A 25,542-nucleotide genomic window follows, 5' to 3' on the forward strand; every position below is an offset into this window, starting at 1 on the left:
TCGGCTCTACAACATCTTCAGCAATCGGCCATTCCGGTTACTGCTTCACGTCCACCCACACCAGATGGTGGTCGCTGCCGTCGGCGATCTTCGCTTCCGGGCTTTCATTGGCCGGCCAGAAGATACCGCTGCCCACGTATTCGAAGCCGGTCGAGGGCAGCACGTAGTCCAGGCGCATGGTGCCGGACTTCGGGCCGAAATCGCCGGTGGCGTGGAACGGTGCGCCCTTGCGTTCGATACCCTTGGCCGCATAGGCCAGGCTGGTCTGCTCACCGCCGACGCTGCGCGGGGTGGGGTAGCGCAGCACGCGCGCGTTCTCGATCAGCTCGACGATCGCCTCGTGGCGGCCATCGCCATCGACCGGGTCGTTGTTCAGATCGCCGAGGATCACGAAGCGCGCGTCCTGCGCCAGGCCGCCACACTGGCCCTTGTCGTCGCACAGCCAGGGCTTCTCACCCTTGGACAGGTATTCCTGCCACAGGCGCAGTTCGTCGTGGTTACGTGCCGCGTTGCGCTTTTCCGGGCCGTCGAACACCGGCGGCGTCGGATGCGAGACCAGCGCGTGGACCACGCCGCCCGGGGTTTTCACCGGTACGTCCCAATGCGACTTCGAGGACAGGCGCAGCTGCGACCACACGTGGTCGTTGTAGAAGCTCTGGCCGGTACGCGGATCGACCGGGCGGATGGCACCGGGCATCGCACTCCACTTCAGCAGCTGGAAGCTGCGCACCTTGGTTTCATCGATCGGGTAGCGCGACAGCACCAGCATGCCGTACTGGCCCGGGTGCAGGCCGTAGCCCCACGCGTCATTGCCACGGCCGCGGCCTTCGCCGCCGACCACGCCGTTGTTGTCCAGGTCCAGGCCGCTGGGCACACCGGTGTTGACCGGCGCCAGGTAGCGGTAGGCAAAGTGCAGCGGCTTGCCGCCGCCGGGCTGGGCGACTTCCAGGTAGCGCTTCTGGAACAGGTCGGCGGCGCGATGGGCATCGTCGAAATCAAATTCGTTCAGCAGCACCAGGTCCGGGCGCACCTGCTGCAGCACGGCGGCGATCTTGCGTGCGTGCTCGCTGTCGCCCTCCAGTTCCTTGATCAGGCCACCGGCATCATCGGAGTACAGCGACGTGTTGTAGGTGGCCAGGCGCAGCGCAGTGGACGGCTTCTCAGTCATCGCGGGGGACGTGGCAAAGGCGGGGGCGGTGGCGCCGCAGAGCAGGGCCATGGCGAGGATCAGGGGTTTGGCGTTCATCCCCCTATTCTGCACCCGGCCCGGTGTCAGCGGTTTGTCAGCGCCCGTCCAGTTCGTTGTCGAAATCGTGCCAGCGGCGGCCGTCGTAGGCCTCAAGGGGATGGAAGCGGCGCTTGTAGTCCATCTTCTGGTGCCCGCGGATCCAGTAGCCCAGGTACACGTGCGGCAGCCCCTCGCGGCGCGCCCACTCGATCTGCTGCAGGATCGCGAAGGTACCCAGCCCGCGCGCGGCGTGGTCCGGGTCGAAGAACGTATAGACCGCCGACAGGCCATGCTCGGTGACGTCGGTCACCGCCACCCCCAGCAGCTGGCTGGGCTGGCCGTCGTGGCCGGGCAGGCGCATCTCCATGAAGCGGGTGTGCGACCAGCTGCCGATCAGGAACTGCTCGAACTCGTGCGGGCCGTGGTCGTCCATGCCGCCATTGGCGTGGCGGTGGGTGAGGTAGCGGTGATACAGCGCGAACAGGTCGTCGCGGGCGGTGGCGGCAGTGATCCGCACCTCCAGGTCGTCATTGCGGGCGGCACAGCGGCGCTGGCTGCGGTCCGGGGCGAAGCGTGCCACCGGGATCCGGACCGCCACGCAGGCCTGGCAGTGCGCGCAGTGCGGCCGGTAGACCAGGTCGCCGCTGCGGCGGAAGCCCCAGCTCAGTGCCAGCGGGTACAGGCCACCCAGCCGGCGATCGTGCGGGTCCAGCACCAGGTCGCGCGCCACCCGGTCGGACCAGTACCCGCAGGGGTGCTCGCCGGTCTGGAAAAGCCGCAGTTCGTCGTCTCTGTCGCCATGTATCGCCATGGGCACAGCATAGCCCCAGCCTGTCGCAGAGGCGGCGACTGTCCGGCGGATGAATGGAATCGGCAGTGGCGTCAACCGACGTCGCGCCCGGGCGTTGTTGTCCCCCGAGGGTGAAGTGATCACCCCGACGCTGTTCCCATCCCCAGGAGTGACCTCATGATCCGTACCCCCCTGCTGCTGGCCCTGCTGCTGGGCACCTCCGCTTCCGGAATCGCGCTGGCCGCCGACACCCCGGCCATGCCCGCGCAGCGCCCGGCCAAGCTGGACACCAATGGCGACGGCGTGATCGACCGCAGCGAGGCGGCTGCCAATCCGCGCCTGGCCGCGAAGTTCGACGAGCTGGACAAGAACAAGGACGGCAAGCTCTCGCGCGATGAGCTGCCGCGCTGGCAGCATGGCCGCCGTGGCCACGGCGGTGAGCGCTGGGCCAGGCTGGACGTCAACAAGGACGGCCGCATCAGCCGCGACGAGGCCAAGGCCGATCCGCGCCTGGCTGCGCGCTTCGACCGGCTCGACCTCAACAAGGACGGTTACCTGGACAAGGCCGACCGCGAGCTGCGCATGAAGCAGCATCGTGATGCCTGGTTCGCTGCCGCCGACACCAACAAGGACGGCCAGCTGAGCAAGGCCGAGTTCGACGCAGCCAAGGGCCCGATGCACGGCGGCCCGCGCCAGGGCGGTCCACGCGATGGCGGCGCACCGAAGCCGCAGCGCTGAGTGTCAATGCGGTGATCGGAGACAACGCCGGCGCAGTGCCGGCGTTGTCGGTTACAGGTGGCCGTTGCGCATCAGCACATACACCACCAGGGCGATCACCAGCAGGTTCGCCCCGATGATGCCGGTGCGACCGTACATGGATTCGAATTTCCAGTTGGTTCCGCGGCGCCCACGCCGCGCCGAATCGCGCGCGATCATCGGCGCCATCACCCGTTGCAGCGGCACCAGGCACTGGTAGTTGACCACACCCAGGCCCAATGCCAGCAGCAGCATCTGGCTCCAGATCGGAGCCTGCAACAGTGCCGCCAGCAGCATCGCCAGGCACCAGACCAGGCCAGTACCGGTGTTGAGGCGGACAAAGTGCCGAACCTGCGCGCGTTCGCGTTCGGTCTCGGTATAGGACATCAGGAAGCGTGCACCGAGGTAGCTGCCGATCGCGCCGCCGGCGACACCGGCGAGGATCGCCCCCCAGCTTGCCACTGGCAGCACATGCAGTTGGCCGAGCGTGGCGGTCAGGGTGCCCATTGCGGTACCACCGGCTACGCTGGCGCCGCCCAGGCCGAGCTTGCTGCCACCGATGCCGACGCCGGTGCCGAGCACGATCGCGGCGCTGGCGGTGCCGGGCGCGGCCACCAGCATCATTGACACCACGGCGGTGGCGAAGGCGGCGCTCGGTGCGCTGCTGCGGGCGAATTCACCGAAGCGCTGCAGCAGGCCGTCGCGCACCAGCGCGCGGGCGCGCGACAGGCGCTTGCGCACCGCCGCGTCGCTGAGCCCGAGCAGGTCGGCCACCTGCTGCGAGCGCTGGCCTTCGCGGTAGTACAGCAACAGGACTTCGCGGCTGTCGGCGGGCAGGGTGGAGATGATGTCCTCGGCGGCGATTTCTTCCTCCACCCGCTGCAGGCGATCGGCTGCGCCCGGGGACGGATCTGCGGCCATCCCCATCGCCACCTCGGCCGCCTCGCCGGTCAGTGGACGGCCACGCTGGGCGCGCAGCCAGTCGCGGGCCAGGTTGCGGGTGATCTGCCGCAGCCAAGGCAGGAAGCTGGTCGCGCTGCGTAGCTGGTGCAGCTGCTGCCAGCCCTTCACAAAGGCCTCCTGGGCGATGTCCTCGCTGGCCTGGCGGTCCCGGGTGATGGCCAGCGCGATGGCGGTGACCGTGTTCTGGCAGGCCAGCACGATGCGGCCGTAGGCGTGCTGGCAACCGCTGGCGGCGGCGGGCAGTTCGCGTTCCAGGGTCTGGTCGATCGATGCGGCGAACGTCGTCATGGCGGCGGCTCTCCTGCGGGGATTGTGTCCCATGACGGAGCCGCGCGCGAAGTGTGACCAGCATTCTGTGCGGTAGTGCCGGCCGCTGGCCGGCATCCTCATGACAAAAAGGGGACGGAGGGGATTAAGTCGTTTGTGTCACAAACGACTTAATCCCCTCCGTCCCCTTTTTCACCCGCGAATCACTTCGAGGGCTGGATGCGGACCCGGACTTCGTCCTCTTCCGGGGCGGCCTGCGGGGCCGGTTGCGCCTGCTGCGGCTGGGCCTGCGGGGCAGGTGCCGGGGCACCACGATGGCGCAGGCCGATGACCAACGCCACGCCAGCAATCACCACCAGCAGGGCGATGCGGATGCGCCAGGCCCAGCTGCGGCCGCCGCTGCCCGTTCCAGGCGCGTCGCGGAAGGCGAACTCGGCCGTGGGGTGGTCGCGGCGGGTGGTATCGAGCAGGCGCGCCTCGCGCAGGATTTCGCGCGCGCGCGGCTGATCGTCGGCGCGCACGATCCACACCGCCGGATAGGCACTGGCGTTGCCCAGGTCGGTATAGCTGAACTGGCCGCGGCGGCGGGTCTTGTAGGAGCGCCCGTTGGTCACCTTGACCTCGATGCCATGCCCGCGCAGGAGCTCGGCCACGCCTTCGACGGTTTCCACGCGCTGGCTGCTGAAGATCTGGCGCATGGGTTTACTCCTTGGCCGGCACGGCAGCGGCCGCGGCCTGGTCGGGAACGACGCGGATCAGGCCTTCCTGCGCGGTGCTGGCCACCAGCACGCCGTTGCGGGTGAAGAACTGGCCGCGGGCCAGGCCGCGCGAATCCTGCGCGCTGGGGCTGTCCAGCGAATACAGCAGCCAGTCGTCGGCGCGGAACGGGCGGTGGAACCAGATTGCGTGGTCGAGCGAGGCCATCTGCACGTGCGGGTGGTAGTAGCTGATGCCGTGCGGGAAGGTTGCCGTGCCCAGCAGGTGGAAGTCGGAGGCATAGGCCAGCAGCGCCTGGTGCAGCTCCGGTGCATCGCCGACCGGCTCGCTCAGGCGCAGCCACACCTGGTGGTAGGGCGGGCGCTTGGGCGGGTTCAGTTCGTCGCGCGGGTAGACGTGGCGGAACTCGAACGGGCCGCCACGCGACAGCCAGCGCTGCACCTTGATCGGCAGTCGCTCCAGCACCTCGGCCGGCAGCGGGCGATTCGGTTCGATGTCTTCCGGCTGCGGCACCTCGGGCATCTTGTGCTGGTGCTCGGCGCCGGTCTCGGCCTGCTGGAACGAGGCCGCGCAGAAGAAGATCACCTTGCCGTGCTGGATCGCGGTGACCCGTCGCACCGAGAAGCTGCCGCCATCGCGGGTGCGGTCCACGTCGTAGACGATCGGGTGGTCGATGTTGCCGGCGCGCAGGAAGTAGGCGTGCAGCGAGTGCACGTGACGGCCATTGTCGACCGTGGCCTGCGCCGCAGCCAGTGCCTGGCCCAGCACCTGCCCACCGAACACGTACTTGGTGCCGATGTCGCGGCTCTGCCCGCGGAACAGGTTGTCCTCCAGCCGCTCCAGCGTGAGCAGGTCGATCAGCTCGGAGACGACGGGTTCGGGCGTGTCGTTCAAGGGGGCGGCCACAGCAGTGAAGAGGCCCCGATTATACCGGTGCGGGCCAGCCCATCATCGGTAGTGCCGGCCGCTGGCCGGCAACCTCATGATCCTCCTGGGGCGCTTGCGGTTGCCGGCCAGCGGTCGGCACTACCGTCTATTTGCCCAGGCGCGCCACCAGGGCCTGCAGGGCGTTCTGTGCGTCCGGGGCGAACCAGGCGTCGACGAAGCGGTCGAGCTGGATCAGGTCCGGGTGCAGCGCTTCGTGCAGGTCGGCGCGAGCGATGGCGCGGGTCAGCAGCATCGGCTGCCGAGGCTGCTTCAGCAGGTTCTGCAGCCAGGCCACGGCGCGGGCCACCACCAGGTCGCCCTCAGCCAGCTCGTCGACCAGGCCGATCTGCAGCGCCTGTTCGGCCGGTACCAGCGAACCGGTGGTCAGCAGCACGCCGGCGCGGTGCACGCCTACCGCACGGCGCAGCAGGCGCTGGATGCCCTCCGGCGCGATCAGGCCCACCTGCACCTCGTTCAGGCCGATGGCATACGGCCGCGACGGATCGGCGCTGCGCGCCATTACCCGGTAGTCGCAGCACAGGGCCAGCACGCAGCCGCCGGCCGGGGCGTGGCCGGTGATCGCCGCGACCACCGGGATGCGGCTCTCGGCCAGTGTGCGCACGGCGCCAAAGAAAGCGTTCCAGGTGTCCAGCAGCTTGTGCTTGTCATCGCCATGCGAGAGCAGGTGCGGCACGTCCATTCCACCGGTGAAGATGCGCTCGCTGCCCGACAGCACGATGCCGTGCGCGTCTTCGGCCATGGCCAGTTCGATGGCATGGATCAACTGCCGGCACAGATCGGTGTCCAGTGCATTGACCGGCGGCCGCGCCAGGCGCAGTTCGCGGATGGGGCCGTGGTTGATCACCTCGATGAGCGTCGTCATGCTGCGGACTCGTTGCGAAGAAGGAACCTGGGCGATGATAACCAAACCATTCGTTGGCGTACTGTGGGTGCTGTGTGCGGCCGCAGCATCGGCTTCGGCTTCGGCTGCGGAATCACGCTGCGTCACGATGGAGCAGGGTTGGGCGCGGTTGCCACCGAATCCGGCGATGCCCATGACTGCCGGCTATGGCGTGATCCACAACGGCTGCAGCAGGGCAGTGGTGATCACCGGTGCGACCAGCAGTATTTTCGGCGACGTGTCGCTGCACGAGACCACGATCGTCGATGGCGTCAGCCGGATGCGCGCGATCGAGCGCCTGCCGCTGGCAGCCGGCGCGCGTGCCGAACTCAAGCCCGGTGGCCTGCACCTGATGCTGATGCAGGGCCGGGGGGCGCTGAAGGAGGGGCAGGCGGTACCGCTGCGGCTGCAGCTGGAAGGCGGCGGCGAAGCGAGTGCGGCGTTGACCGTGCGCAAGGCCGCGAAATGACGGTCGGGTAGTGCCGGTCGCTGGCCGGCAGCACAGGAAATGCCGGCCAGCGGCCGGCGCTACCGCAGGGTCTTACGACCAGTCGTACGAGAACAGCACCGTGCGGCTCACCGGCTCATACAGCATCACGATCGCGTCGGCGCCGGTGGCGCACCAGTTGTAGCCGGCGACTTCGGCGACGGCGAAGAACTTGTGGCCATCGCGGCGGATGATGGCCAGTTCGGCATCATCTGGAGCATGCCGGTCGTTGGCGGCGTCGGTGAATTCCAGGGTGAAGGCGGCCGGAATATCGGCCGTTTCGATCCAGTTGCCACAGGAAATCTGTCCCCCCAGCGTATCCAGATAATCGCGCTCGCTGGCCTCACCCTTGCCGTAGCGCGAATAGCAGGCGAGGCGGCCATGCATGGCGTGGTAGCCGCGGGCCTTGGCGTAGCTGTCGCGCATCTGCGCAATGTGTTCCTGCGCGTCCTTGTCCTGTACTGCGTCGCCGATGAAATAGCCCTCGTTGCCGAGGAAGCGCATCTGGTTGCCGGTGGTCAGCTCGAAGGCGATCCAGTTGGTGCCGGTGAAATCGTTGTGGTGTTCTTCGGTGGTTTCGCCGATGCAGCCGTCGTACGGCTCGATCGGGCACAGCATCGTCGCCACCTGGCCGGCCAGTTCCGGGCGCAGCACACCGAGGTCGATCTTCAGCAGCGGCAGCAGGTGCTGGCCGAGCCAGGCCTGGTCGGCGGGGAAGACGTCGGTGGGGAAGGGGACCATGCCGGGCAGCAGGTCGCTCAGTTCAGTCTGGTGGATCATCTCAGTCCTTTGAATTGGATCGGTAGTGCCGGCCGCTGGCCGGCATGCGCGAAGCGTCTGGAGGTTGCCGGCCAGCGGCCGGCACTACCTTCAGGTGGAAGCGCTGCGGATCGCCTCAGGCAGCGGCGCGCTCCTGCCGGTCTGCGTATCCATCCAGACCACCACCACGTTGCCGTCGGAATACAGCTTCGACGCGTCCTGCTGGTCGACGATGCGGTGGCCGATGGTCACGCTGCTGTTGCCCAGGCGCTCGACGAACAATTCGACCGCGATGTCGTTGGGCCACACGATCGGCAGCCGGTAGTTGACGTTGGTCGCGGCCACGACCGGGGCGATGCGGTCGGTCATCGACACGCCGTCCACGCCCAGCATCCAGCGCACGCGCGCTTCTTCCAGGTAGGAAATGTACTTGGCGTTGTTGACGTGGCCCATGCTGTCCATGTCACGCCAGCGCACGCTGATCGGGATGCGGGCCAGGATCTTGTGTTCGCTGCTCATCAGGCGTCCTTCTTCTTCGACGTGCTCTTGCTGGCCTTGCCGGTGCTCTTGGCGGCCACGGCCTTCTTCGCCACCTTGGCCGGCTTCTCGGGCTTCACCTTGCGCGGCGGGCGGGCGTCGGGCTTGTTGGCCACGGCGGCCGGCTGCTCGGGGCGCGCGCTGGTGGAGGGCAGCATGCGGGCCAGGAACTGGCCGGTGTACGACTGCGGGCAGGCCGCCACGTCTTCCGGCGTGCCGGTGACCAGGATGGTGCCGCCGCGGTGGCCACCCTCCGGACCCAGATCGACGATCCAGTCGGCGGTCTTGATCACGTCCAGGTTGTGCTCGATCACCACCACCGTGTTGCCTTCGTCGCGCAGCTTGTGCAGCACGCCCAGTAGCGCTTCGATGTCGTGGAAGTGCAGGCCGGTGGTCGGCTCGTCGAGGATGTACAGGGTGCGGCCGGTATCGCGGCGCGACAGCTCCTTGGACAGCTTCACGCGCTGCGCTTCGCCACCGGACAGCGTGGTCGCGCTCTGGCCCAGCTTGATGTAGCTCAGGCCGACGTCGACCAGCGTTTCCAGCTTGCGTGCGATCGACGGCACCGGCTCGAACAGCTTCAGCGCATCCTCGACGGTCATTTCCAGCACGTCGTTGATGTTGAAACCCTTGTACAGGATCTCCAGCGTCTCGCGGTTGTAGCGCTTGCCGTGGCAGACATCGCACGGCACGTACACGTCCGGCAGGAAGTGCATCTCGACCTTGATCAGGCCATCGCCCTGGCAGGCCTCGCAGCGGCCACCACGCACGTTGAAGCTGAAGCGGCCCGGCGAGTAGCCGCGTGCACGCGCTTCGGGCACCTGTGCGAACAGTTCGCGCAGGGGAGTGAACAGGCCGGTGTAGGTGGCCGGGTTCGAACGCGGGGTGCGGCCGATCGGCGACTGGTCGATGTCCACCACCTTGTCGAACAGGTCCAGGCCATCGATCTCCTTGTACGGGGCGATCGGGTGCGAGGCGCCGTTGATCTCGTTGGCGGCCAGCGAGAACAGGGTGTCGTTGATCAGGGTCGACTTGCCGGAGCCGGACACACCGGTCACGCAGGTCAGCAGGCCCGACGGAATCGCCAGGTCCACGCCCTTGAGGTTGTTGCCGCTGGCCCCGCGCAGGTGCAGGGTCATCTTCGGGTTCGGCTTGTGCCGGCGCGCCGGGATCTCGATCGCGCGCTTGCCCGACAGGTACTGGCCGGTCAGCGAGCGCGGTGCCTCCAGGATGTCCTGCAGGGTGCCCTGGCCGACGATCTCGCCGCCATGCACGCCCGCGCCCGGGCCGATGTCCAGCACGTAGTCGGCCAGGCGGATCGCGTCCTCGTCATGCTCGACCACGATCACCGTGTTGCCGAGGTCGCGCAGGCGGGTGAGGGTGCCGAGCAGGCGTTCGTTGTCGCGCTGGTGCAGGCCGATCGATGGTTCGTCGAGCACGTACATCACGCCGACCAGGCCGGCGCCGATCTGGCTGGCCAGGCGGATGCGCTGCGCCTCGCCACCGGACAGGGTGTCGGCCTTGCGCTCGAGGGTCAGGTAATCCAGGCCCACGTCGACCAGGAAGCCGAGGCGTTCGCCGATTTCCTTGACGATCTTCGCGGCGATCTCGCCGCGCCAGCCCGGCAGGCTCAGCTCGCTGAAGAACTTCAGCGCCTCGTCGATCGGCAGCACCACCAGCTCCGGCAGCGGGCGGTCGGCCACGAACACATTGCGTGCAGCCTTGTTCAGGCGCGCGCCATGGCATTCCGGGCAGGGTTGTTCGCTGATGTACTTGGACAGCTCTTCGCGCACCGCCGGCGATTCGGTTTCCTTGTAGCGGCGCTCGAGGTTGGGAATGATGCCCTCGAAGCGATGCTTGCGCTGGGTGCGGCCACCGGCTTCGGTGAAGTAGGTGAAGGTGATCGCTTCGTCGCCGCTGCCGTACAGCACGGCCTGCTGCACCTTGTCCGGCAGCGAGTTCCAGGCCGCGTCGACATCGAACCGGTAGTGCTTGGCCAGCGAAGCGATCAGCTGGAAGTAGTAGGCATTGCGGCGGTCCCAGCCGCGCACCGCACCGGCGGCCAGCGACAGCTCGGGGTGCACCACCACGCGCGAAGGATCGAAGAACTCGGCCATGCCCAGGCCATCGCAGCCGGGGCAGGCGCCCATCGGTGCGTTGAACGAGAACAGGCGCGGCTCCAGTTCCGGCAGCGAGTAATCGCAGACCGGGCAGGAGTATTTGGAGGAGAACAGGGTCGGCGCGGTTTCCGTGTTGTCCAGGCTCTGCACCGACGCCATGCCGTCGCCCAGCTTCAGCGCGGTCTCGAAGCTCTCGGCCAGGCGCTGCTTGATGTCCTCGCGCGGGCGGAAGCGGTCGATCACCGCCTCGATGGTGTGCTTCTGGCGCAGCGCCAGTGGCGGCACCGCGTCGATCTCATGCAGCTCGCCGTCCACGCGCACGCGCACGAAGCCCTGCGCACGCAGCTGGTCGAATACCTGCGCGTGCTCGCCCTTGCGGTCGCGGATGACCGGGGCCAGCAGCATGTAGCGCTGTTCCGGGTCCAGGGTCAGCACCTGGTCGACCATCTGGCTGACCGTCTGCGCTTCCAGCGGGTAGCCGTGGTCCGGGCAGCGCGGGGTGCCGACGCGGGCGTACAGCAGGCGCAGGTAGTCGTAGATCTCGGTGATCGTGCCGACCGTCGAACGCGGGTTGTGCGAGGTCGACTTCTGCTCGATCGAGATCGCCGGGGACAGGCCCTCGATGTGGTCCAGGTCCGGCTTTTCCATCACGCTCAGGAACTGGCGCGCATAGGCCGACAACGACTCGACATAGCGGCGCTGACCTTCTGCATAGATGGTGTCGAACGCCAGCGAGGACTTGCCCGAGCCGGACAGGCCGGTGATCACGATCAGCTTGTCGCGGGGCAGGTCGAGGTCGAGGTTCTTCAGGTTGTGCGTCCGCGCGCCGCGGATGCGGATGAAATCCATCGCCATGGGGGATCCGGTTGTGGGGGCGTTGGCTGGGTGCCGGGCCAGCAGGGAACGGCAATCGGTCAGCCTACCGAGGTGACCAGATGGGGGCAATGGGCGACAATGCCAGCCCGGTGTCTCACCTTGTGAGACGGGCCGACAGCTTTGTGTAGAGCCGAGCCATGCTCGGCTGCCTGGACCCCGGACCGTTCAGCCGGGCATGGCGCGGCCCGGCAGGGCCCGGCCTCCAGGCCCTCCAGGGGTTGACTTGACCCGCGCCCGATGATCTGCGTACAATCCCGCTCCTGTCCGCCCTCGATGGCGGCAGCTCAGACCACAATAACTACAGAGGAAGGCCTGGTCATGTACGCAGTACTGGTCACCGGCGGTAAGCAATACCGCGTGGCGCAGGGCGAAAAGCTCCGCATTGAAAAGCTCGAAGTCGAAGTCGGCAGCGAGATCAAGTTTGACAACATCCTGATGCTGGGTGACAGCGACGGCGTGAAGCTGGGCGATGCGCTGAAGGGCGCTGCCGTCACCGCCAAGGTCCTGTCCCAGGGTCGTGCTGACAAGGTCCGGATCATCAAGTTCCGTCGCCGCAAGCACCACATGAAGCGTCAGGGTCACCGTCAGTACTACACCGAAATCGAGATCACCGGCATCGCCGGCTAAGCATCAGGAGAAGCAGTCATGGCACATAAAAAGGGCGTAGGCTCCTCGCGCAACGGTCGCGACTCCAACCCGAAGTACCTGGGCGTCAAGATCTTCGGCGGCCAGGCCATCGAAGCCGGCAACATCATCGTGCGTCAGCGCGGCACCCAGTTCCACCCGGGTTCGGGCGTTGGCCTGGGCCGTGACCACACCCTGTTCGCCCTCGTGGACGGCAAGGTGGAGTTCTCGGTCAAGGGCGCCAAGAAGCGTCGCACCGTCAGCATCGTCTCGGCCGACGCCTGATCCAGGCATCGCCGGCACCCGTGCCCCGGCATGGGAGTGCTGCATGAAGAGCCCCGCTTCGGCGGGGCTTTTCGTTAGAGTTGAAGCAAGACCGGCTGGGCCGGGTTGCCGGCCCACGGCCGGCATGACATTCAAGGTGGCGGCCAGCAGGCCGCGCCCATCGCAGGCATCGAAACAATGAAACTGGTAGACGAAGCAGAAATCGAAGTGTTCGCCGGCAACGGCGGCAACGGCTGCATTGGCTTCCGTCGCGAGAAGTTCATTCCGCTCGGCGGCCCGGACGGCGGCGACGGCGGTGCGGGCGGCAGCGTGTACATCCGCGCCGACGAAAACCTGAACACCCTGGTGGACTTCCGCCATGAGCGCATCTTCAAGGCGCAGCGCGGCGAGAACGGCATGGGCCGCCAGGCCTATGGCAAGGGGGGAGAAGATCTGACCATCACCGTGCCGGTCGGCACGGTGGTGATCAACGTCGCCACCGATGAAGTCATCGGCGACCTGACCCAGCACGGCGATCGCCTGCTGGTGGCCAAGGGCGGTCGTGGCGGCCTGGGCAACATGCACTTCAAGAGCTCGACCAACCGCTCGCCGCGCCAGGCGTTGCCGGGCGAGCCGGGCGAGGAGCGCACGCTGAAGCTGGAGCTGAAGCTGCTGGCCGATGTCGGCCTGCTGGGCTTCCCCAACGCCGGCAAGAGCACCCTGATCCGCGCCGTTTCGGCGGCGACGCCAAAGGTGGCTGATTACCCGTTCACCACGCTGTACCCGAACCTGGGCGTGGTGAAGGTGGAGAACCACCGCAGCTTCGTGATCGCCGACATTCCGGGCCTGATCGAAGGCGCGGCCGATGGCGCCGGCCTGGGCGCGCAGTTCCTGCGCCATCTGCAGCGCACCCGCCTGCTGCTGCACCTGGTGGACATCTCGCCGATGGAAGGTGGCGTGGACGGCATCTCGCCGGTGGAGCAGGTGCGTGCGATCGAGCGCGAGCTGGAGAAGCACGACCCGGAACTGCTGAAAAAGCCGCGCTGGCTGGTGCTGAACAAGGCCGACCTGATGTTCGAAGACGAGGCGCAGGCCGCGGCCGAGCAGATCGTTGCCGAGCTGGGCTGGAAGGAGCCGTGGTTCCTGGTCTCCGCACTGGGGCGCGAAGGCACCTTCCCGATCATGAGCCGGATCATGGCCTTCTTCGATCGCCAGAAGGAAGAAGAGCAGGAAGCCCGCAACGCGCAGTAATGCTGTTGTGGTTCCATGCGAAAAACCCGGCTTCGGCCGGGTTTTTTTTGTTCCCCGGTAGTGCCGACCGCTGGCCGGCATTCCTCGGGGTTGCCAGCCAGCGGCCGGCACTGCCGGATCGCGCGGACCCCGTGGATCGCTGGCAACAAAAAACCCGGCCGGGGCCGGGCTTTTGTCTGCAGCCCAACCCCGAAGGGTAGGGCGGCAACGCCGGATCAGGCGGCCTTGAGGGCCTTGATGCGGTCGTTCAGGCGGCTCTTGTGGCGAGCAGCCTTGTTCTTGTGGATCAGGCCACGCGCGCTGAAGCGATCCAGGATCGGCTGGGCAACGGCGAAGGCGGCTTCGGCGCCGGCGGCATCGTTGGCGTCCAGCGCCTTGATCACTTTCTTGACAGCGGTGCGCAGCATCGAGCGCTGAGCCACGTTGCGCGCGTTGCGCACGACGGTCTGCTTGGCGCGCTTCTTGGCGGACTTGATATTGGCCACGGTGGTGGTTTCCTGAAAAAATCGGTGTTATGGGAACAGCAAGCTAGCTAGTATGATGGCGTAAGAAATGCACGTCAAGTCGATTGTCAAGAGGGACGCTGAGTGAGTTCACCCAAGTTGTTGCGGGGCCTGCTGTCGTTCAGCAGCATGACCATGGTCTCGCGCGTTCTCGGACTTGTCCGGGACTTCGTGGTGACCACCACGTTCGGCACCAACGCCATCACTGATGCTTTCTGGGTCGCCTTCAGGGTACCCAATTTCCTGCGCCGGTTGTTCGCCGAAGGGTCTTTTGCCACCGCTTTCGTGCCGGTGTTCACGGAAGTGAAGGAAACCCGCAGTCACGCCGAGCTGCGCGAACTGATGTCCCGCACCGCCGGTACCCTGGGCGGGGTGCTGATGCTGGTCACCGCACTGGCGCTGATCTTCGCGCCGCAGCTGGCCTCGGTCTTCTCCAGTGGCGTTGATACCGACCCGGTCAAGCAGGGCCTGCTGGTCGACCTGTTCCGCCTGACCTTCCCGTTCCTGCTGTTCGTCTCGCTGACCGCACTGGCCGGTGGTGCGCTGAACAGCTTCCAGCGCTTTGCCATGCCGGCGCTGACCCCGGTCATTCTCAACCTGTGCATGATCGCCGGCGCGCTGTGGCTGGCACCGCGGCTGGGCGGCACGCCGGAAAAGCAGATCCTTGCGCTGGGCTGGGCAGTGCTGGCCGCCGGCATCCTGCAGTTGCTGTTCCAGCTGCCCTCGCTGAAGGGCATCAACCTGCTGACCCTGCCGCGCTGGGGCTGGCGCCACCCGGGCGTGCGCAAGGTCATGACGCTGATGGTGCCGACCCTGTTTGGTTCCTCGGTGGCGCAGATCAACCTGCTGCTGGATACGGTGATCGCGGCCAAGCTGACCGACGGCTCGCAGTCCTGGCTGTCGCTGGCCGACCGCTTCCTGGAGCTGCCGCTGGGCGTGTTCGGCGTGGCCCTGGGCACGGTGATCCTGCCGGCGCTGGCCCGCCACCATGTCAGCACCGACCGCGAGGGCTTCTCGCGTTCGCTGGACTGGGGCCTGCGCATGACCCTGCTGATCTCGGTGCCGGCCATGCTGGGCCTGCTGCTGCTGGCCGAGCCGCTGATCGCGACCATCTTCCAGCACGGCCAGTTCAGCGCCTTCGACACCCGCATGACCGCGCTGTCGGTGTACGGCCTGAGCTTCGGCCTGCCGGCATTCGCCCTGCTGAAGGTGGTGCTGCCGGCCTTCTACGCCCGCCAGGACACCAAGACCCCGGTGCGCGCCGGGGTGGCGGCGCTGGTGGCCAACATGGTGTTCAACTTCGCCCTGCTGGCCGTGCTGTACCAGGTGATGGTGCCCGACGCGCTGAAGGCGCAGGGCGTGATGGCGGCCATCGGCAAGCAGCCGGGCCTGCACCTGGCACTGGGCATCGCCAGCGCGCTGTCCAGTTACCTGAACCTGGGCCTGCTGTGGTACTGGCTGGGCAAGACCGATGTCTACCAGCGCCGGCCGGGTTGGGGCGGCTATCTGCTGCGCCTGGTGCTGGCCTGCGCGGCCATGGTTGGCGTGCTGTTGGCGCTGCTGCACTGGCTGCCGGGCTTCTCCGCGATGCGTGTGTGGGAGCGGATCGGTGCCCTGGCGTTGCTGGTCGGCGGCGGCGGCGCGACCTATGCGGTGGCCATGCTGGCGATGGGCTTCCGCCCGCGCGACCTGCGCGGGCATTGATCGCGGCCCGTGGCGGCTATACTTCAGGGTTACACCATTGAAGCGGCGGCCCCGGTCGGGCCGGAACGAGAGTTGATGAGCAGGCTGTTCAGAAGCGTCGAGGGCGGGGAGCTGTTCCCCAACGGAAGCGTGGTCTGTATCGGTGCATTCGACGGCCTCCACCTGGGCCATCGTGCGCTGGTCCGCCACGCGGTCGCCCGCGCGCGCGCCTTGGGCGTGGCCGCAGTGGCCGTGGCATTCGAACCGCTGCCGCGTGAGTTCTTCGCGCAAGGCACGCCGCCGCCGCGGCTGACCCTGGCGCGCAGCAAGGTCGAGATCCTGCGCGAGCTCGGCGTCGATGCGATCGGCCTGCTGCGTTTCGATGCCGCGATGGCGGCGATGCCGGCCGAGACCTTCGTGCGCCAGTTGCTGGTGCACCGGCTGGGCGCCCGCGAAGTCTGGATCGGGCCGGAGTTCTGCTTCGGCAACCGCCGCCGCGGTGATCTGGCGCTGCTGCAGGAGATGGGCGCCGAATTGGGCTTCAGCGCCGGCGAGATTGAAGCGGTGGACCTGCATGGCGAGCGCATCTCCAGCACCCGCATCCGCCAGCTGCTGCAGGGGGGCGATTTCGCCCGCGCCAACGATCTGCTCGGTCGCCCGTATGCGATCAGCGGGCGCGTGGTGCGCGGTCGCCAGCTTGGCCGTACGCTGGGCTTCCCCACCGCCAACCTGCGCTTCCCGAAGACCCCGGCACTGTCGGGCATCTACGCAACCTGGGTGCACGGCGTGTTCGACCAGCCGTGGCCGTCGGTGTCCAGCTTCGGCACCCGGCCGACAGTGGACGGCGTGGAGCCGCTGCTGGAGGCCCACCTGTTCGATTTCCAGGGCGACCTGTACGGGCGCCACATCGACGTGGAGTTTGTCGCCAAGCTGCGCGACGAAGAGAAATTCAATGATCTGGCGGCACTGACCGACCAGATGCACCGCGACGCCGAACAGGCGCGCGCCCTCCTTTCCGAACATAGATTGCGAGCCACTGCGTGAGCCAGGACTACAAGACCACCCTGAACCTGCCAGCCACCGAATTCCCGATGCGCGGCGACCTGCCCAAGCGCGAGCCGGGCATTCTGGCGCGGTGGGAAGCGCAGGGGCTCTACCAGCAGCTGCGTGACAACGCCGCCGGCCGCCCGCTGTTCGTGCTGCATGACGGCCCGCCGTACGCCAACGGCCGCATCCACCTGGGGCACGCGGTCAACAAGATCCTGAAGGACATCATCGTCAAGTCGCGCTACCTGGCCGGCTTCGATGCGCCCTATGTGCCGGGCTGGGACTGCCATGGCCTGCCGATCGAGATCGCGGTCGAAAAGAAGTGGGGCAAGGTCGGCACCAAGCTCGACGCCGTCGAATTCCGCCAGAAGTGCCGCGAGTTCGCCGAAGAGCAGATCAACATCCAGCGCGTGGACTTCAAGCGCCTGGGCGTGACCGGTGACTGGGACAACCCGTACAAGACCCTGAGCTTCGACTTCGAAGCCAACGAGATCCGTGCGCTGTCCAAGGTCGTGGCCAACGGTCATCTGGTGCGCGGCGCCAAGCCGGTGTACTGGTGCTTCGACTGCGGTTCGGCGCTGGCCGAGGCCGAGATCGAGTACCAGGAAAAGGAATCGCCGGCGATCGACGTGGCCTACGCCGCGCGTGACGCGCAGGCCATCGGCCAAGCGTTCGGCGTGGGCGTGCCGGCCGACGTCGAAGTGGCTGTACCGATCTGGACCACCACGCCGTGGACGCTGCCGGCCTCGCTGGCGGTGTCGCTGGGTGCGGAAATCAACTACGTGCTGGCCGAGGGCCCGGCCCACAACGGCAAGCGCCGTTGGCTGGTGCTGGCCGCGGCCCTGGCCGAGCGCGCGCTGCAGCGCTACGGCGTCGAGAGCGTGGTGCTGCACGGTGAAACCACCGGTGCGGCACTGGAGAACCAGCTGCTGGCGCATCCGTTCTATCCGCAGCGCGACATCCCGCTGCTCAACGGCGACCACGTCTCCGACGAGGACGGTACCGGTGCGGTGCACACCGCCCCCGGTCACGGCCAGGAAGACTTCGTGGTCAGCCAGAAGTACGGCCTGCTGGACAAGTACAACGCCGGGCAGGTGACCCCGATCGACGGCCGTGGCGTGTATCTGGAATCGACCCCGCCGGCCGGTGAGGTGGTGCTGGCCGGCCAGCATCTGTGGAAGGCGCAGGAGGCCATCGTCGGCGTGCTGCGCGACAGCGGCGCGCTGCTGGCCTTCCACCCGATCCGCCACAGCTACCCGCATTGCTGGCGCCACAAGACGCCAGTGGTGTTCCGCGCCACCCCGCAGTGGTTCATTTCGATGGACAAGGCCAACCTGCGTAGCGATGCGCTGGCTGCGATCGACACTGTCGGCTGGTTCCCGACCTGGGGCAAGGCGCGCATCCAGAGCATGGTCGACGGTCGCCCGGACTGGACCATCTCGCGCCAGCGCACCTGGGGCGTACCGATCGCACTGTTCACCCATCGCCAGACCGGCGAGATCCACCCGCGCTCGGTGGAGCTGATGCAGCAGGTTGCCGACCGCGTCGAAGCCGAGGGCATCGATGTGTGGTACTCGCTGGACGCCGCCGAGCTGCTCGGCGCCGAAGCGGCCGACTACGAGAAGGTCACCGACATCCTCGACGTCTGGTTCGATTCGGGCGTGACCCATGAAGGCGTGCTCGCCGCGCGTGGCTTCGGCAAGCCGGCCGACCTGTACCTGGAAGGCTCCGACCAGCACCGCGGCTGGTTCCAGTCCTCGCTGCTGACCGGCGTGGCGATCGACAAGCGCGCGCCGTACAAGCAGTGCCTCACCCACGGCTTCACCGTGGACGAGCACGGCCGCAAGATGTCCAAGTCGCTGGGCAACGGCATCGAGCCGCAGGACATCATGAACAAGCTGGGCGCGGACATCCTGCGCCTGTGGATCGCCTCGGCCGACTACAGCAACGAGATGTCGCTGTCGCAGGAAATCCTGAAGCGCAATGCTGACGCCTACCGCCGCCTGCGCAACACCGCACGCTTCCTGCTCGGCAACCTGGACGGTTTCGATCCGGCCCGGCACCTGCAACCGCTCGAGCAGATGGTCGCGCTGGACCGCTGGATCGTGCATCGCGCCTGGGAGCTGCAGGAGAAGATCAAGGCGGCTTACGACGGCTACAACATGGCCGAGATCGTGCAGCTGCTGCTGAACTTCTGCAGCGTGGACCTGGGCTCGCTGTACCTGGACGTGACCAAGGACCGCCTGTACACCATGCCGACCGATTCACACGGTCGCCGTTCGGCGCAGAGCGCGATGTACCACATCGCTGAAGCGTTCACCCGCTGGGTGGCGCCGATCCTGACCTTCACCGCCGACGAGCTGTGGGGTTACCTGCCGGGCGAACATGCCGGCCATGTGCTGTTCACCACCTGGTACGGCGGCCTGGCGCCGCTGCCGGCGGAAGCCCAGCTCAATGCCGCCGATTTCGACCAGCTGCTGGCCGTGCGCGAGCAGGTGGCCAAGGTGCTCGAGCCGATGCGTGCCAACGGCGCGATCGGTGCCGCGCTGGAAGCGGAGATCACCGTCGCCGCCAGCGAAGAGCAGGCCGCGCGCTGGCAGCCGCTGGCCGATGAACTGCGTTTCCTGTTCATCAGTGGCGACGTGCAGGTGCGCCCGGCGACCACCGACGAGGTGTTCGTCAGCGCCCAGCCGACCACCAAGGCCAAGTGCGTGCGCTGCTGGCACCACCGCGCCGACGTCGGCAGCAACGCCGACCATCCGGAACTGTGCGGCCGTTGCGTGAGCAACGTGACCGGCGCCGGCGAAGTGCGGAGCTGGTTCTGATGGCCGCGCCCCGTCCGCATCCGAACGCCCTGGTCTGGCTGTTGCTGTCGGCGGCCATCATCGGCCTGGACCAGTGGTCCAAGGCCTGGGTGCTGTCGAGCCTGCCGGAGTTCCAGCCGGTGGTGGTCATCGACGGCTTCTGGAACTGGTACCGCACCTACAACACCGGCGCGGCATTCAGTTTCCTGAGCGACGCCGGTGGTTGGCAGAAGTACTTCTTCACAGCGCTGGCGATCGCCATCAGCGGCCTGATGGCCTGGTGGCTGCGCGGCACCGCCCGTGGCAACTGGAAGGCTGCGGTGCCGTATGCACTGATCATCGGCGGCGCCATCGGCAACGTGATCGACCGCCAGGTGCACGGCCACGTGGTCGATTTCATCCAGTGGTACGTGGGCAGCTACACCTGGCCCTCGTTCAACATCGCCGACTCGGCCATCGTGGTGGGTGCCATCGGCATCGCCCTGTTTGGCCTGTTCGACGGCAAGTCCGCCAAAAAGGCGGATAATGCCAATCCGAAACCGTAAGCCGGCCGCTGCCGGGAGATTGAACTGATGGATGTGCTGCTCGCCAACCCGCGTGGTTTCTGTGCCGGTGTCGATCGTGCGATCGAGATCGTCAAGCGCGCGATCGAAACGCTGGGCGCGCCCATCTACGTCCGCCATGAAGTGGTGCACAACCGCTTCGTGGTCGACGACCTGAAGCAGCGCGGCGCGATCTTCGTCGAGGAGCTCGATGAAGTGCCGGACAACAACACGGTGATCTTCAGCGCGCATGGCGTGTCCCAGGCCGTGCGCCAGGAGGCCGAGCGTCGTGGCCTGAAGGTGTTCGATGCGACCTGCCCGCTGGTGACCAAGGTCCACTTCGAAGTCGCCCGCCACTGCCGTGCCGGCCGTGACGTGGTGCTGATCGGCCATGCCGGTCACCCGGAAGTGGAAGGCACCATGGGCCAGTGGAACCGCGAAGCCGGAACCGGCCAGATCTACCTGGTCGAGGATGTCGAGCAGGTCGCCACGCTGCAGATCAACCAACCGGACAACTTCGCCTACACCACCCAGACGACGCTGTCGGTGGACGATACGCGCGGCATCATCGATGCGCTGCGCGAGCGTTTCCCGGCGATGCAGGGCCCGAAGAACGACGACATCTGCTACGCCACGCAGAACCGCCAGGACGCCGTACGCGATCTGGCCAAGCGCTGCGACCTGGTGCTGGTGGTCGGTTCGCCGAACAGCTCCAACTCCAACCGCTTGAGCGAGCTGGCCCGCCGTGAAGGCGTGGAGTCGTACCTGATCGACGGTGCACACGAGATCGACCCGGTGTGGGTGGTGGGCAAGCAGCACATCGGCGTGACCGCCGGCGCCTCGGCGCCGCAGGTACTGGTCGATGGCGTGCTGGCACGCCTGGCCGAGCTGGGTGCCACCGGCGTGGGCGAGCTGGACGGCGAGCCGGAATCGATGGTGTTCGCGCTGCCGAAGGAACTGCGTCTGCGCCTGGTCGACTGACCGGGAAGCGCGTCATCCACGCATGGCGTGGATCTACCGAAACCGCTCTGGTGGGTGCGAACCAGCACAAGGTGGGTGCGAACCTTGGTTCGCACGCCTTTGGCATGCACTGATGGGCGCACCGCCCCATGACCTTTGGCCATGGGGCAGGGCACCGCACAGGCCTAGCATCGGAGGATTCTCCGCTGCTGGAAGTTGCCGATGAAGACTCGTGCCCTGGTGATGTCCGTGCTGTTCGCGCTGGCGGCCACGCCCGCGCTGGCGCAGGCCTCGCCGCCGGGGGATGCCGCAGCCGCCGGCCTGCTGCGCATCGATGTCGACGCGCGTGACCTGGCCCGGCGCATCTTCAAGGTGACCGCCACCGTACCGGTCAAACCCGGTCCGATGACCCTGCTGTACCCGCAGTGGATTCCCGGCAACCATTCGCCCACCGGCCCGATCGACAAGCTGGCCGGCCTGCGCGTGACCGCCAACGGCAAGCCGTTGGCTTGGCAGCGCGACCAGTACAACGTCTATGCGTTCAAGGTGGACGTGCCCGAGGGCGTCAGCGAGATCGTCGCCCACTTCGATTTCCTGTCCTCGCAGGGGGGCAGCCAGGGGCGGGTGGTGATGACCCCGGAGATGCTCAACCTGCAGTGGAATGCCAACTCGCTGTATCCGGCCGGCGTCGATGCACGCGACCTGCAGGCGCAGGCCAGCGTGACCCTGCCCAAGGGCTGGTCGTTTGCCACTGCGCTGGAAACCGCGCGACGCGACGGCGATACCGTGGTGTTCAAGCCGATCTCGTATGACCATCTGGTCGATTCGCCGTTGTTTGCCGGCGAGCACTACAAGCGCATCGATCTCGATCCGGGTGCAAAGGTGCCGGTGCACCTCAATGTGTTTGCCGACGAGGCCAAGTCGCTGAAGCCGAGCGAGGCACAGATCACCCTGCACCGCGCGCTGGTGCAGCAGGCCGACAAGCTCTACGGTGCGCGTCACTACAACCACTATGAATTCCTGCTGGCGTTGACCGACCGTCTTGGTGGCATCGGCCTGGAGCATCACCGTTCCAGCGAGAACAGCGCCGACCCGGGTTACTTCACCGAGTGGGACGACAACGCCTGGATGCGCGATCTGCTGCCGCACGAGTACACCCATTCCTGGAACGGCAAGTACCGCCGTGGCGCTGACCTGGCCACCGCCAACTTCAACACGCCGATGGGCGACAGCCTGCTGTGGGTGTACGAAGGCCAGACCCAGTTCTGGGGGCAGGTGCTGGCGGCACGCTCGGGGCTGTGGTCGACGGCGCAGGCACGCGACATGCTGGCCAATGTGGCCGCGACCTATGATCGCGGCCGTCCGGGCCTGGCCTGGCGCCCGTTGCAGGACACCACCAACGACCCGACCATCGCCCAGCGCCGGACGTTGCCGTACCGCAACTACCAGATGAGCGAAGACTATTACTCCGGTGGCCAGATGCTGTGGCTGGAAGTGGAGGGCAAGCTGCGCGCGCTGAGCGGCAACCGTCGCAGCCTGGATGACTTCGCGCGTGCGTTCTTCGGCGTCGGCAACGGCGACTGGGACGTCAACCCGTACACCTTCGACGACGTGGTGGCGACCTTGAACGGCATCGCGCCCTACGACTGGGCGACGTTCCTGCGCGGGCGCCTGGACGGCCACGGTTCGTTGACCGGGGGGCTGGAACTGGCGGGCTGGAAGCTGGTCTACCGCGATACCCCGAACGACGCCTACAAGGCACAGGAGAAACGCGCCAAGGCGGCGTTGCTGGCGTACTCGCTGGGCGCGACCGTGCTCGACAGCGGCACGGTCGGTGACGTGATCTGGGACAGCGCGGCCTTCAACGCCGGTCTTGCACCCGGCATGAAGGTGATCGCGGTTGGCGGGCGCGAGTACAGCAGCCAGCGCTTGAAGGATGCGGTGGCGACAGCGGCCAAGGACAAGGCGCCGATCGTGCTGCTGGTGAAGCAGTTCGACCGCATCGAGACGATGAACATCGACTACCACGGTGGCCTGCAGTATCCGGTGCTGGAGCGCATTGCCGGCAAGCCTGATCGCCTTGCGGAGCTGTGGAAGGCGCGATGACAGCGCGCGTGCGCGACGTCGGGATCCTTCTGATGGCGGTCCTCGCCATCATCGGCGCGTTCCTGCACGGTGACGGGCGCTGGCTGCATTGGCTGGCGAAGCCGGCGACCACGCTGCTGATCGCTGCCATCGCGTGGCGGGTGCGTGATCCTGCGCAGCCGTCCTACCGGCGCGCGGTGCTGGCCGGCATGCTGCTGTCGTGCATGGGTGACATCGCGCTGATGCTGCCGATGGACGCATTCGTACCGGGGCTGGTAGCGTTCCTGCTGGCGCACCTCTGCTACATCGTGGCCTTCCGTGAGGGCCTGCGTGCCGGGCGTGGCCTGCTCGCCGCCAGCGTCCTGCTCGGCGCGTTCGCTGTACTCAATGTGCTTGGGCTGTGGCCGCACCTGCCTGCACCGATGCGTATGCCGGTGCTGGCGTACGTGATGGTGCTGGCCTCGATGGCGGTGTTGGCCTTGGCACGGCAATGGCGCCGGCCACAGCCCGCTGCCGTGGAAGCCAGCAGTGCACGCTGGGCTGCCGTCGGTGCGCTGCTGTTCGTCGCCAGCGATTCGCTGCTGGCCTGGGACCGCTTCGCCGGCGGCCTGCCACTGGCCAGCCTGCTGGTGCTGTCCACCTACTACGGCGCACAGTACGCCATCGCCCGCTCGGTGAAACAGCAAAAAGGGGACGGAGGGGATTAAGTCGCAGACGGCACCAAGGCGTAAACGACTTAATCCCCTCCGTCCCCTTTTTGCGTTGACTATCGTCGGTTCGCGTTGCCGGAACGGCCCTGTGCGTCGAACGAGAGTCGTGCGGACTGGCGATCGCCGGCGACCTCGTCCGGCAGCCACACCAGCCTGCCACCCTTGCGCACGATCACATAGACGTGGCCGACGTCACCCGGCGTGGCCATCAGCGCGTTGCGCTGCGCCTGCAGCGCCTGGGCGACGCGTGGCACCGCCTCGAAATCGATGTTGGCCAGCGCCGTGCTGCTGCGGCGCAGGGTGATGGTGGGCGCGAAGCGCTGCGGATCGACCGGGTCGCCCTTGCGCCACTGGCCGTGCTCGAAGTGGTAGCTGTCCACGTGCGTAGGTTGCTGCGGATCGACCAGGTCCAGATTGATGCGGCCATCATCGTAGAAGTGGATGCTGTGGAACACCATCAACCGGTGCCCGGCCAGGGCTGGCATCTGTTCCAGTGCCTGGCGGGCGGCCAGCAGGTAGTCCGCATCGAACAAGCGGTTGCTGCGTTCGGGCATCGGCATCGACCGCGGTTCGGGAATCGGTGCGAGCGAAGCAGGCCTCTCGCGCGGTGGGGGCCTGGTGATCGGCGTGGTTGCGCGGTCATCCTGCACCGAATGGCCCATCGTTTCGGCAAGGGTCTGCAGTGCCCCGCCGGCAACGGCGACGCCGGCCAGCAACAGCAGCACCATCGAAAATACCAGTCGCGTCGAGGGGGGCTGCTTCATACACCCTCCAGGCGAACGTTGCCGCGATCTTCCGGGTCGTACAGCAGCGTGACCTGCTCGCGTGGAAGGTTGGCCAGCTCGATCAACGGGATGAAGCGGCGCACGCTCACCTGCTGTATGCCACCTTCGCGGTCGGTGTACTCCAGCTGGAACTCCACCTGCGGCTGCTCGTTGAGGTAGGTGCCGGTCTGGCGCAGCTTCAGCACCTTCGCATCCACGCCGATGCCGCGGTACTTCAGCGCGTCGCCGCGCGCATCAGCCTGCAGCAGGCGCCCCAGGACGCGCAGGCCCAGGGCGTAGCCGCACAACACCAGCGGGCACACCAGCAGTGGGTGGCCGAAGGACAGGAACGTCCAGCCCAGGCCCTCGCTCTGCAGCCGATAGGCGAGCACGTAGGCGCTGGCAACCACGACGATGCCGATGACCGCGCCGGCGCCGCGGCGCCAGAGGCTGGCGACATCCAGTTCGGGCTGGGCACCGTCCAGCACCACATTGGGGAACGCACCCGGCATCCGGCTCAGGCGAACCTCGATGCGCTGGCCGGCCACGAAACGCTGCAGCTGCGGTTTGCTGTCCACCACCAGCATCTGCTCGTTGATCGGCGTGCCGGACAGGTTCTGGAAGCCCAGTTGCAGCTTCCACTGCGCGAAGCCGCGCACGTGCACGCCGGTCTGCTCGGCCTGTTCGATCAACGCCTCACGTGGCTCACCGTCGGCCAGGATGGTGCGCACCCGATGCAGCGCGCGCGGTGGGCCCAGCAGCAGGTAGTGCAGGAAGGCGAGCAGCAACGCGAGCCACAGGGCCAGCGACAGCGCGAGCAGCAGCAGGGCCAGCCATGGCGCGCTGCGGTCGGCCAGTGGCACCGGCCACGACGTGCCGAAGTAGAGGATGCAGGGGAAGGGCAACGCGAAGAACAGCAGGAACGCGCCCCAGAACCAGAGATAGGCCTTCATGGGGTGGTGGGGACCGATGGAACA

24 protein-coding genes are annotated in these 25,542 nt (G+C 67.1%); 12 read left to right on the forward strand and 12 right to left on the reverse strand.

Translation table 11 applies throughout. The annotated features are described in order from the left end of the window. Positions 1–37 precede the first annotated feature (37 nt). Both AC5P8U_RS09585 and AC5P8U_RS09590 read right to left on the reverse strand, forming a co-directional pair. The gene (locus AC5P8U_RS09585; protein WP_088496143.1) at positions 38–1,246 is read right to left on the reverse strand and encodes an endonuclease/exonuclease/phosphatase family protein; all 1,209 of its coding nucleotides are present in this window, start codon (positions 1,244–1,246) and stop codon (positions 38–40) included. A 37-nt stretch (positions 1,247–1,283) separates the two neighbouring features. Next, the gene (locus AC5P8U_RS09590; RefSeq protein WP_061480378.1) at positions 1,284–2,039 is read right to left on the reverse strand and encodes an arginyltransferase; all 756 of its coding nucleotides are present in this window, start codon (positions 2,037–2,039) and stop codon (positions 1,284–1,286) included. A 156-nt stretch (positions 2,040–2,195) separates the two neighbouring features. Between AC5P8U_RS09590 and AC5P8U_RS09595 the strand changes: the two genes are divergently transcribed. Then, complete coding sequence (locus AC5P8U_RS09595) at positions 2,196–2,756, forward strand: EF-hand domain-containing protein (RefSeq protein WP_061480377.1); 561 nt, start codon at positions 2,196–2,198, stop codon at positions 2,754–2,756. Positions 2,757–2,807: 51 nt separating this feature from the next. Here AC5P8U_RS09595 and AC5P8U_RS09600 read toward each other — a convergent pair whose 3' ends face one another. From AC5P8U_RS09600 to AC5P8U_RS09615, 4 genes are all read right to left on the reverse strand, one after another. After that, the gene (locus tag AC5P8U_RS09600) at positions 2,808–4,025 is read right to left on the reverse strand and encodes an RNA polymerase sigma factor (RefSeq protein WP_088496142.1); all 1,218 of its coding nucleotides are present in this window, start codon (positions 4,023–4,025) and stop codon (positions 2,808–2,810) included. Between the two features lie 182 nt (positions 4,026–4,207). Then, positions 4,208–4,702, reverse strand: a complete 495-nt coding sequence (locus AC5P8U_RS09605; protein WP_088496141.1) for a pathogenicity-like protein — start codon at positions 4,700–4,702, stop codon at positions 4,208–4,210. Between the two features lie 4 nt (positions 4,703–4,706). Continuing rightward, positions 4,707–5,627 carry an acyl-CoA thioesterase II gene (gene tesB / locus AC5P8U_RS09610; RefSeq protein ID WP_005408551.1) on the reverse strand — a complete coding sequence of 307 codons (921 nt, stop codon included), beginning with the start codon at positions 5,625–5,627 and terminating at the stop codon, positions 4,707–4,709. A 127-nt stretch (positions 5,628–5,754) separates the two neighbouring features. Further along, positions 5,755–6,531 (reverse strand): enoyl-CoA hydratase/isomerase family protein, encoded by a 777-nt coding sequence (locus AC5P8U_RS09615; RefSeq protein WP_088496140.1) that lies wholly within the window; start codon positions 6,529–6,531, stop codon positions 5,755–5,757. 34 nt (positions 6,532–6,565) lie between these two features. Between AC5P8U_RS09615 and AC5P8U_RS09620 the strand changes: the two genes are divergently transcribed. After that, positions 6,566–7,018 (forward strand): copper chaperone PCu(A)C, encoded by a 453-nt coding sequence (locus tag AC5P8U_RS09620; protein ID WP_495214126.1) that lies wholly within the window; start codon positions 6,566–6,568, stop codon positions 7,016–7,018. Positions 7,019–7,090: 72 nt separating this feature from the next. Here AC5P8U_RS09620 and AC5P8U_RS09625 read toward each other — a convergent pair whose 3' ends face one another. The 3 genes from AC5P8U_RS09625 to uvrA form a co-directional block, all read right to left on the reverse strand. Next, on the reverse strand, positions 7,091–7,816 hold the full coding sequence (locus AC5P8U_RS09625) for an enolase (protein ID WP_495214127.1): 726 nt from the start codon (positions 7,814–7,816) through the stop codon (positions 7,091–7,093). A 90-nt stretch (positions 7,817–7,906) separates the two neighbouring features. After that, positions 7,907–8,314: an acyl-CoA thioesterase gene (locus tag AC5P8U_RS09630; RefSeq protein ID WP_494525058.1), complete on the reverse strand. Its 408-nt coding sequence runs from the start codon at positions 8,312–8,314 to the stop codon at positions 7,907–7,909. Beyond that, positions 8,314–11,307, reverse strand: coding sequence for an excinuclease ABC subunit UvrA (gene uvrA / locus AC5P8U_RS09635; protein ID WP_061480766.1), 2,994 nt, complete (start codon positions 11,305–11,307; stop codon positions 8,314–8,316). The genes AC5P8U_RS09630 and uvrA overlap by 1 nt, the downstream gene beginning before the upstream one ends. A gap of 339 nt (positions 11,308–11,646) precedes the next feature. Between uvrA and rplU the strand changes: the two genes are divergently transcribed. The 3 genes from rplU (at position 11,647) to cgtA (ending at position 13,467) form a co-directional block, all read left to right on the forward strand. Beyond that, entirely contained in the window at positions 11,647–11,955 is a 309-nt protein-coding gene (gene rplU / locus AC5P8U_RS09640) for a 50S ribosomal protein L21 (protein WP_005408557.1), read from the forward strand. Between the two features lie 18 nt (positions 11,956–11,973). Beyond that, positions 11,974–12,237: a 50S ribosomal protein L27 gene (gene rpmA, locus AC5P8U_RS09645; protein ID WP_005415704.1), complete on the forward strand. Its 264-nt coding sequence runs from the start codon at positions 11,974–11,976 to the stop codon at positions 12,235–12,237. 177 nt (positions 12,238–12,414) lie between these two features. Next, complete coding sequence (gene cgtA / locus AC5P8U_RS09650; protein WP_151354800.1) at positions 12,415–13,467, forward strand: Obg family GTPase CgtA; 1,053 nt, start codon at positions 12,415–12,417, stop codon at positions 13,465–13,467. Positions 13,468–13,682: 215 nt separating this feature from the next. Here cgtA and rpsT read toward each other — a convergent pair whose 3' ends face one another. Continuing rightward, entirely contained in the window at positions 13,683–13,952 is a 270-nt protein-coding gene (gene rpsT, locus AC5P8U_RS09655; protein WP_005408560.1) for a 30S ribosomal protein S20, read from the reverse strand. 117 nt (positions 13,953–14,069) lie between these two features. On the opposite strand from rpsT, the gene murJ reads away from it, so the two are divergent. From murJ to AC5P8U_RS09690, 7 genes are all read left to right on the forward strand, one after another. Beyond that, positions 14,070–15,674 carry a murein biosynthesis integral membrane protein MurJ gene (murJ, locus tag AC5P8U_RS09660; protein WP_088496456.1) on the forward strand — a complete coding sequence of 535 codons (1,605 nt, stop codon included), beginning with the start codon at positions 14,070–14,072 and terminating at the stop codon, positions 15,672–15,674. A 75-nt stretch (positions 15,675–15,749) separates the two neighbouring features. Then, a complete protein-coding gene (locus AC5P8U_RS09665) occupies positions 15,750–16,697 on the forward strand; it encodes a bifunctional riboflavin kinase/FAD synthetase (RefSeq protein ID WP_069139084.1) in 948 nt (315 codons plus the stop codon). After that, positions 16,694–19,525 carry an isoleucine--tRNA ligase gene (gene ileS / locus AC5P8U_RS09670; RefSeq protein WP_495214129.1) on the forward strand — a complete coding sequence of 944 codons (2,832 nt, stop codon included), beginning with the start codon at positions 16,694–16,696 and terminating at the stop codon, positions 19,523–19,525. Before AC5P8U_RS09665 ends, ileS begins: the two co-directional genes overlap by 4 nt. Continuing rightward, positions 19,525–20,049: a signal peptidase II gene (lspA, locus tag AC5P8U_RS09675; protein ID WP_005408564.1), complete on the forward strand. Its 525-nt coding sequence runs from the start codon at positions 19,525–19,527 to the stop codon at positions 20,047–20,049. The genes ileS and lspA overlap by 1 nt, the downstream gene beginning before the upstream one ends. A gap of 27 nt (positions 20,050–20,076) precedes the next feature. Continuing rightward, complete coding sequence (gene ispH / locus AC5P8U_RS09680) at positions 20,077–21,027, forward strand: 4-hydroxy-3-methylbut-2-enyl diphosphate reductase (protein ID WP_072166917.1); 951 nt, start codon at positions 20,077–20,079, stop codon at positions 21,025–21,027. Positions 21,028–21,228: 201 nt separating this feature from the next. Further along, the gene (locus tag AC5P8U_RS09685) at positions 21,229–23,112 is read left to right on the forward strand and encodes a M61 family metallopeptidase (protein WP_495214130.1); all 1,884 of its coding nucleotides are present in this window, start codon (positions 21,229–21,231) and stop codon (positions 23,110–23,112) included. Continuing rightward, positions 23,109–23,798 carry a lysoplasmalogenase gene (locus AC5P8U_RS09690; protein WP_227836626.1) on the forward strand — a complete coding sequence of 230 codons (690 nt, stop codon included), beginning with the start codon at positions 23,109–23,111 and terminating at the stop codon, positions 23,796–23,798. The genes AC5P8U_RS09685 and AC5P8U_RS09690 overlap by 4 nt, the downstream gene beginning before the upstream one ends. Positions 23,799–23,857: 59 nt before the next feature. On the opposite strand, the gene AC5P8U_RS09695 is transcribed toward AC5P8U_RS09690, so the two are convergent. Both AC5P8U_RS09695 and AC5P8U_RS09700 read right to left on the reverse strand, forming a co-directional pair. Next, complete coding sequence (locus AC5P8U_RS09695; protein ID WP_206621291.1) at positions 23,858–24,565, reverse strand: hypothetical protein; 708 nt, start codon at positions 24,563–24,565, stop codon at positions 23,858–23,860. Further along, positions 24,562–25,518: a hypothetical protein gene (locus tag AC5P8U_RS09700; RefSeq protein ID WP_154350400.1), complete on the reverse strand. Its 957-nt coding sequence runs from the start codon at positions 25,516–25,518 to the stop codon at positions 24,562–24,564. The genes AC5P8U_RS09695 and AC5P8U_RS09700 overlap by 4 nt, the downstream gene beginning before the upstream one ends. Positions 25,519–25,542 lie beyond the last annotated feature (24 nt).

The organism is Stenotrophomonas sp. YJH_SMC_81 (assembly GCF_059370875.1).

Excerpts from the sequence above, each read along its gene's own strand:
- lspA (WP_005408564.1), top strand. The coding sequence starts at position 19,525 with ATGGCCGCGCCCCGTCCGCATCCGAACGCCCTGGTCTGGCTGTTGCTG.
- rpmA (WP_005415704.1), top strand. The coding sequence starts at position 11,974 with ATGGCACATAAAAAGGGCGTAGGCTCCTCGCGCAACGGTCGCGACTCC.
- cgtA (WP_151354800.1), top strand. The coding sequence starts at position 12,415 with ATGAAACTGGTAGACGAAGCAGAAATCGAAGTGTTCGCCGGCAACGGC.
- rplU (WP_005408557.1), top strand. The coding sequence starts at position 11,647 with ATGTACGCAGTACTGGTCACCGGCGGTAAGCAATACCGCGTGGCGCAG.
- AC5P8U_RS09625 (WP_495214127.1), bottom strand. The coding sequence starts at position 7,816 with ATGATCCACCAGACTGAACTGAGCGACCTGCTGCCCGGCATGGTCCCC.
- AC5P8U_RS09600 (WP_088496142.1), bottom strand. The coding sequence starts at position 4,025 with ATGACGACGTTCGCCGCATCGATCGACCAGACCCTGGAACGCGAACTG.
- AC5P8U_RS09630 (WP_494525058.1), bottom strand. The coding sequence starts at position 8,314 with ATGAGCAGCGAACACAAGATCCTGGCCCGCATCCCGATCAGCGTGCGC.
- AC5P8U_RS09595 (WP_061480377.1), top strand. The coding sequence starts at position 2,196 with ATGATCCGTACCCCCCTGCTGCTGGCCCTGCTGCTGGGCACCTCCGCT.
- AC5P8U_RS09665 (WP_069139084.1), top strand. The coding sequence starts at position 15,750 with ATGAGCAGGCTGTTCAGAAGCGTCGAGGGCGGGGAGCTGTTCCCCAAC.
- AC5P8U_RS09590 (WP_061480378.1), bottom strand. The coding sequence starts at position 2,039 with ATGGCGATACATGGCGACAGAGACGACGAACTGCGGCTTTTCCAGACC.
- AC5P8U_RS09615 (WP_088496140.1), bottom strand. The coding sequence starts at position 6,531 with ATGACGACGCTCATCGAGGTGATCAACCACGGCCCCATCCGCGAACTG.
- AC5P8U_RS09685 (WP_495214130.1), top strand. The coding sequence starts at position 21,229 with ATGAAGACTCGTGCCCTGGTGATGTCCGTGCTGTTCGCGCTGGCGGCC.
- AC5P8U_RS09605 (WP_088496141.1), bottom strand. The coding sequence starts at position 4,702 with ATGCGCCAGATCTTCAGCAGCCAGCGCGTGGAAACCGTCGAAGGCGTG.
- AC5P8U_RS09695 (WP_206621291.1), bottom strand. The coding sequence starts at position 24,565 with ATGAAGCAGCCCCCCTCGACGCGACTGGTATTTTCGATGGTGCTGCTG.
- uvrA (WP_061480766.1), bottom strand. The coding sequence starts at position 11,307 with ATGGCGATGGATTTCATCCGCATCCGCGGCGCGCGGACGCACAACCTG.
- ispH (WP_072166917.1), top strand. The coding sequence starts at position 20,077 with ATGGATGTGCTGCTCGCCAACCCGCGTGGTTTCTGTGCCGGTGTCGAT.
- AC5P8U_RS09700 (WP_154350400.1), bottom strand. The coding sequence starts at position 25,518 with ATGAAGGCCTATCTCTGGTTCTGGGGCGCGTTCCTGCTGTTCTTCGCG.
- AC5P8U_RS09620 (WP_495214126.1), top strand. The coding sequence starts at position 6,566 with ATGATAACCAAACCATTCGTTGGCGTACTGTGGGTGCTGTGTGCGGCC.
- AC5P8U_RS09690 (WP_227836626.1), top strand. The coding sequence starts at position 23,109 with ATGACAGCGCGCGTGCGCGACGTCGGGATCCTTCTGATGGCGGTCCTC.
- AC5P8U_RS09585 (WP_088496143.1), bottom strand. The coding sequence starts at position 1,246 with ATGAACGCCAAACCCCTGATCCTCGCCATGGCCCTGCTCTGCGGCGCC.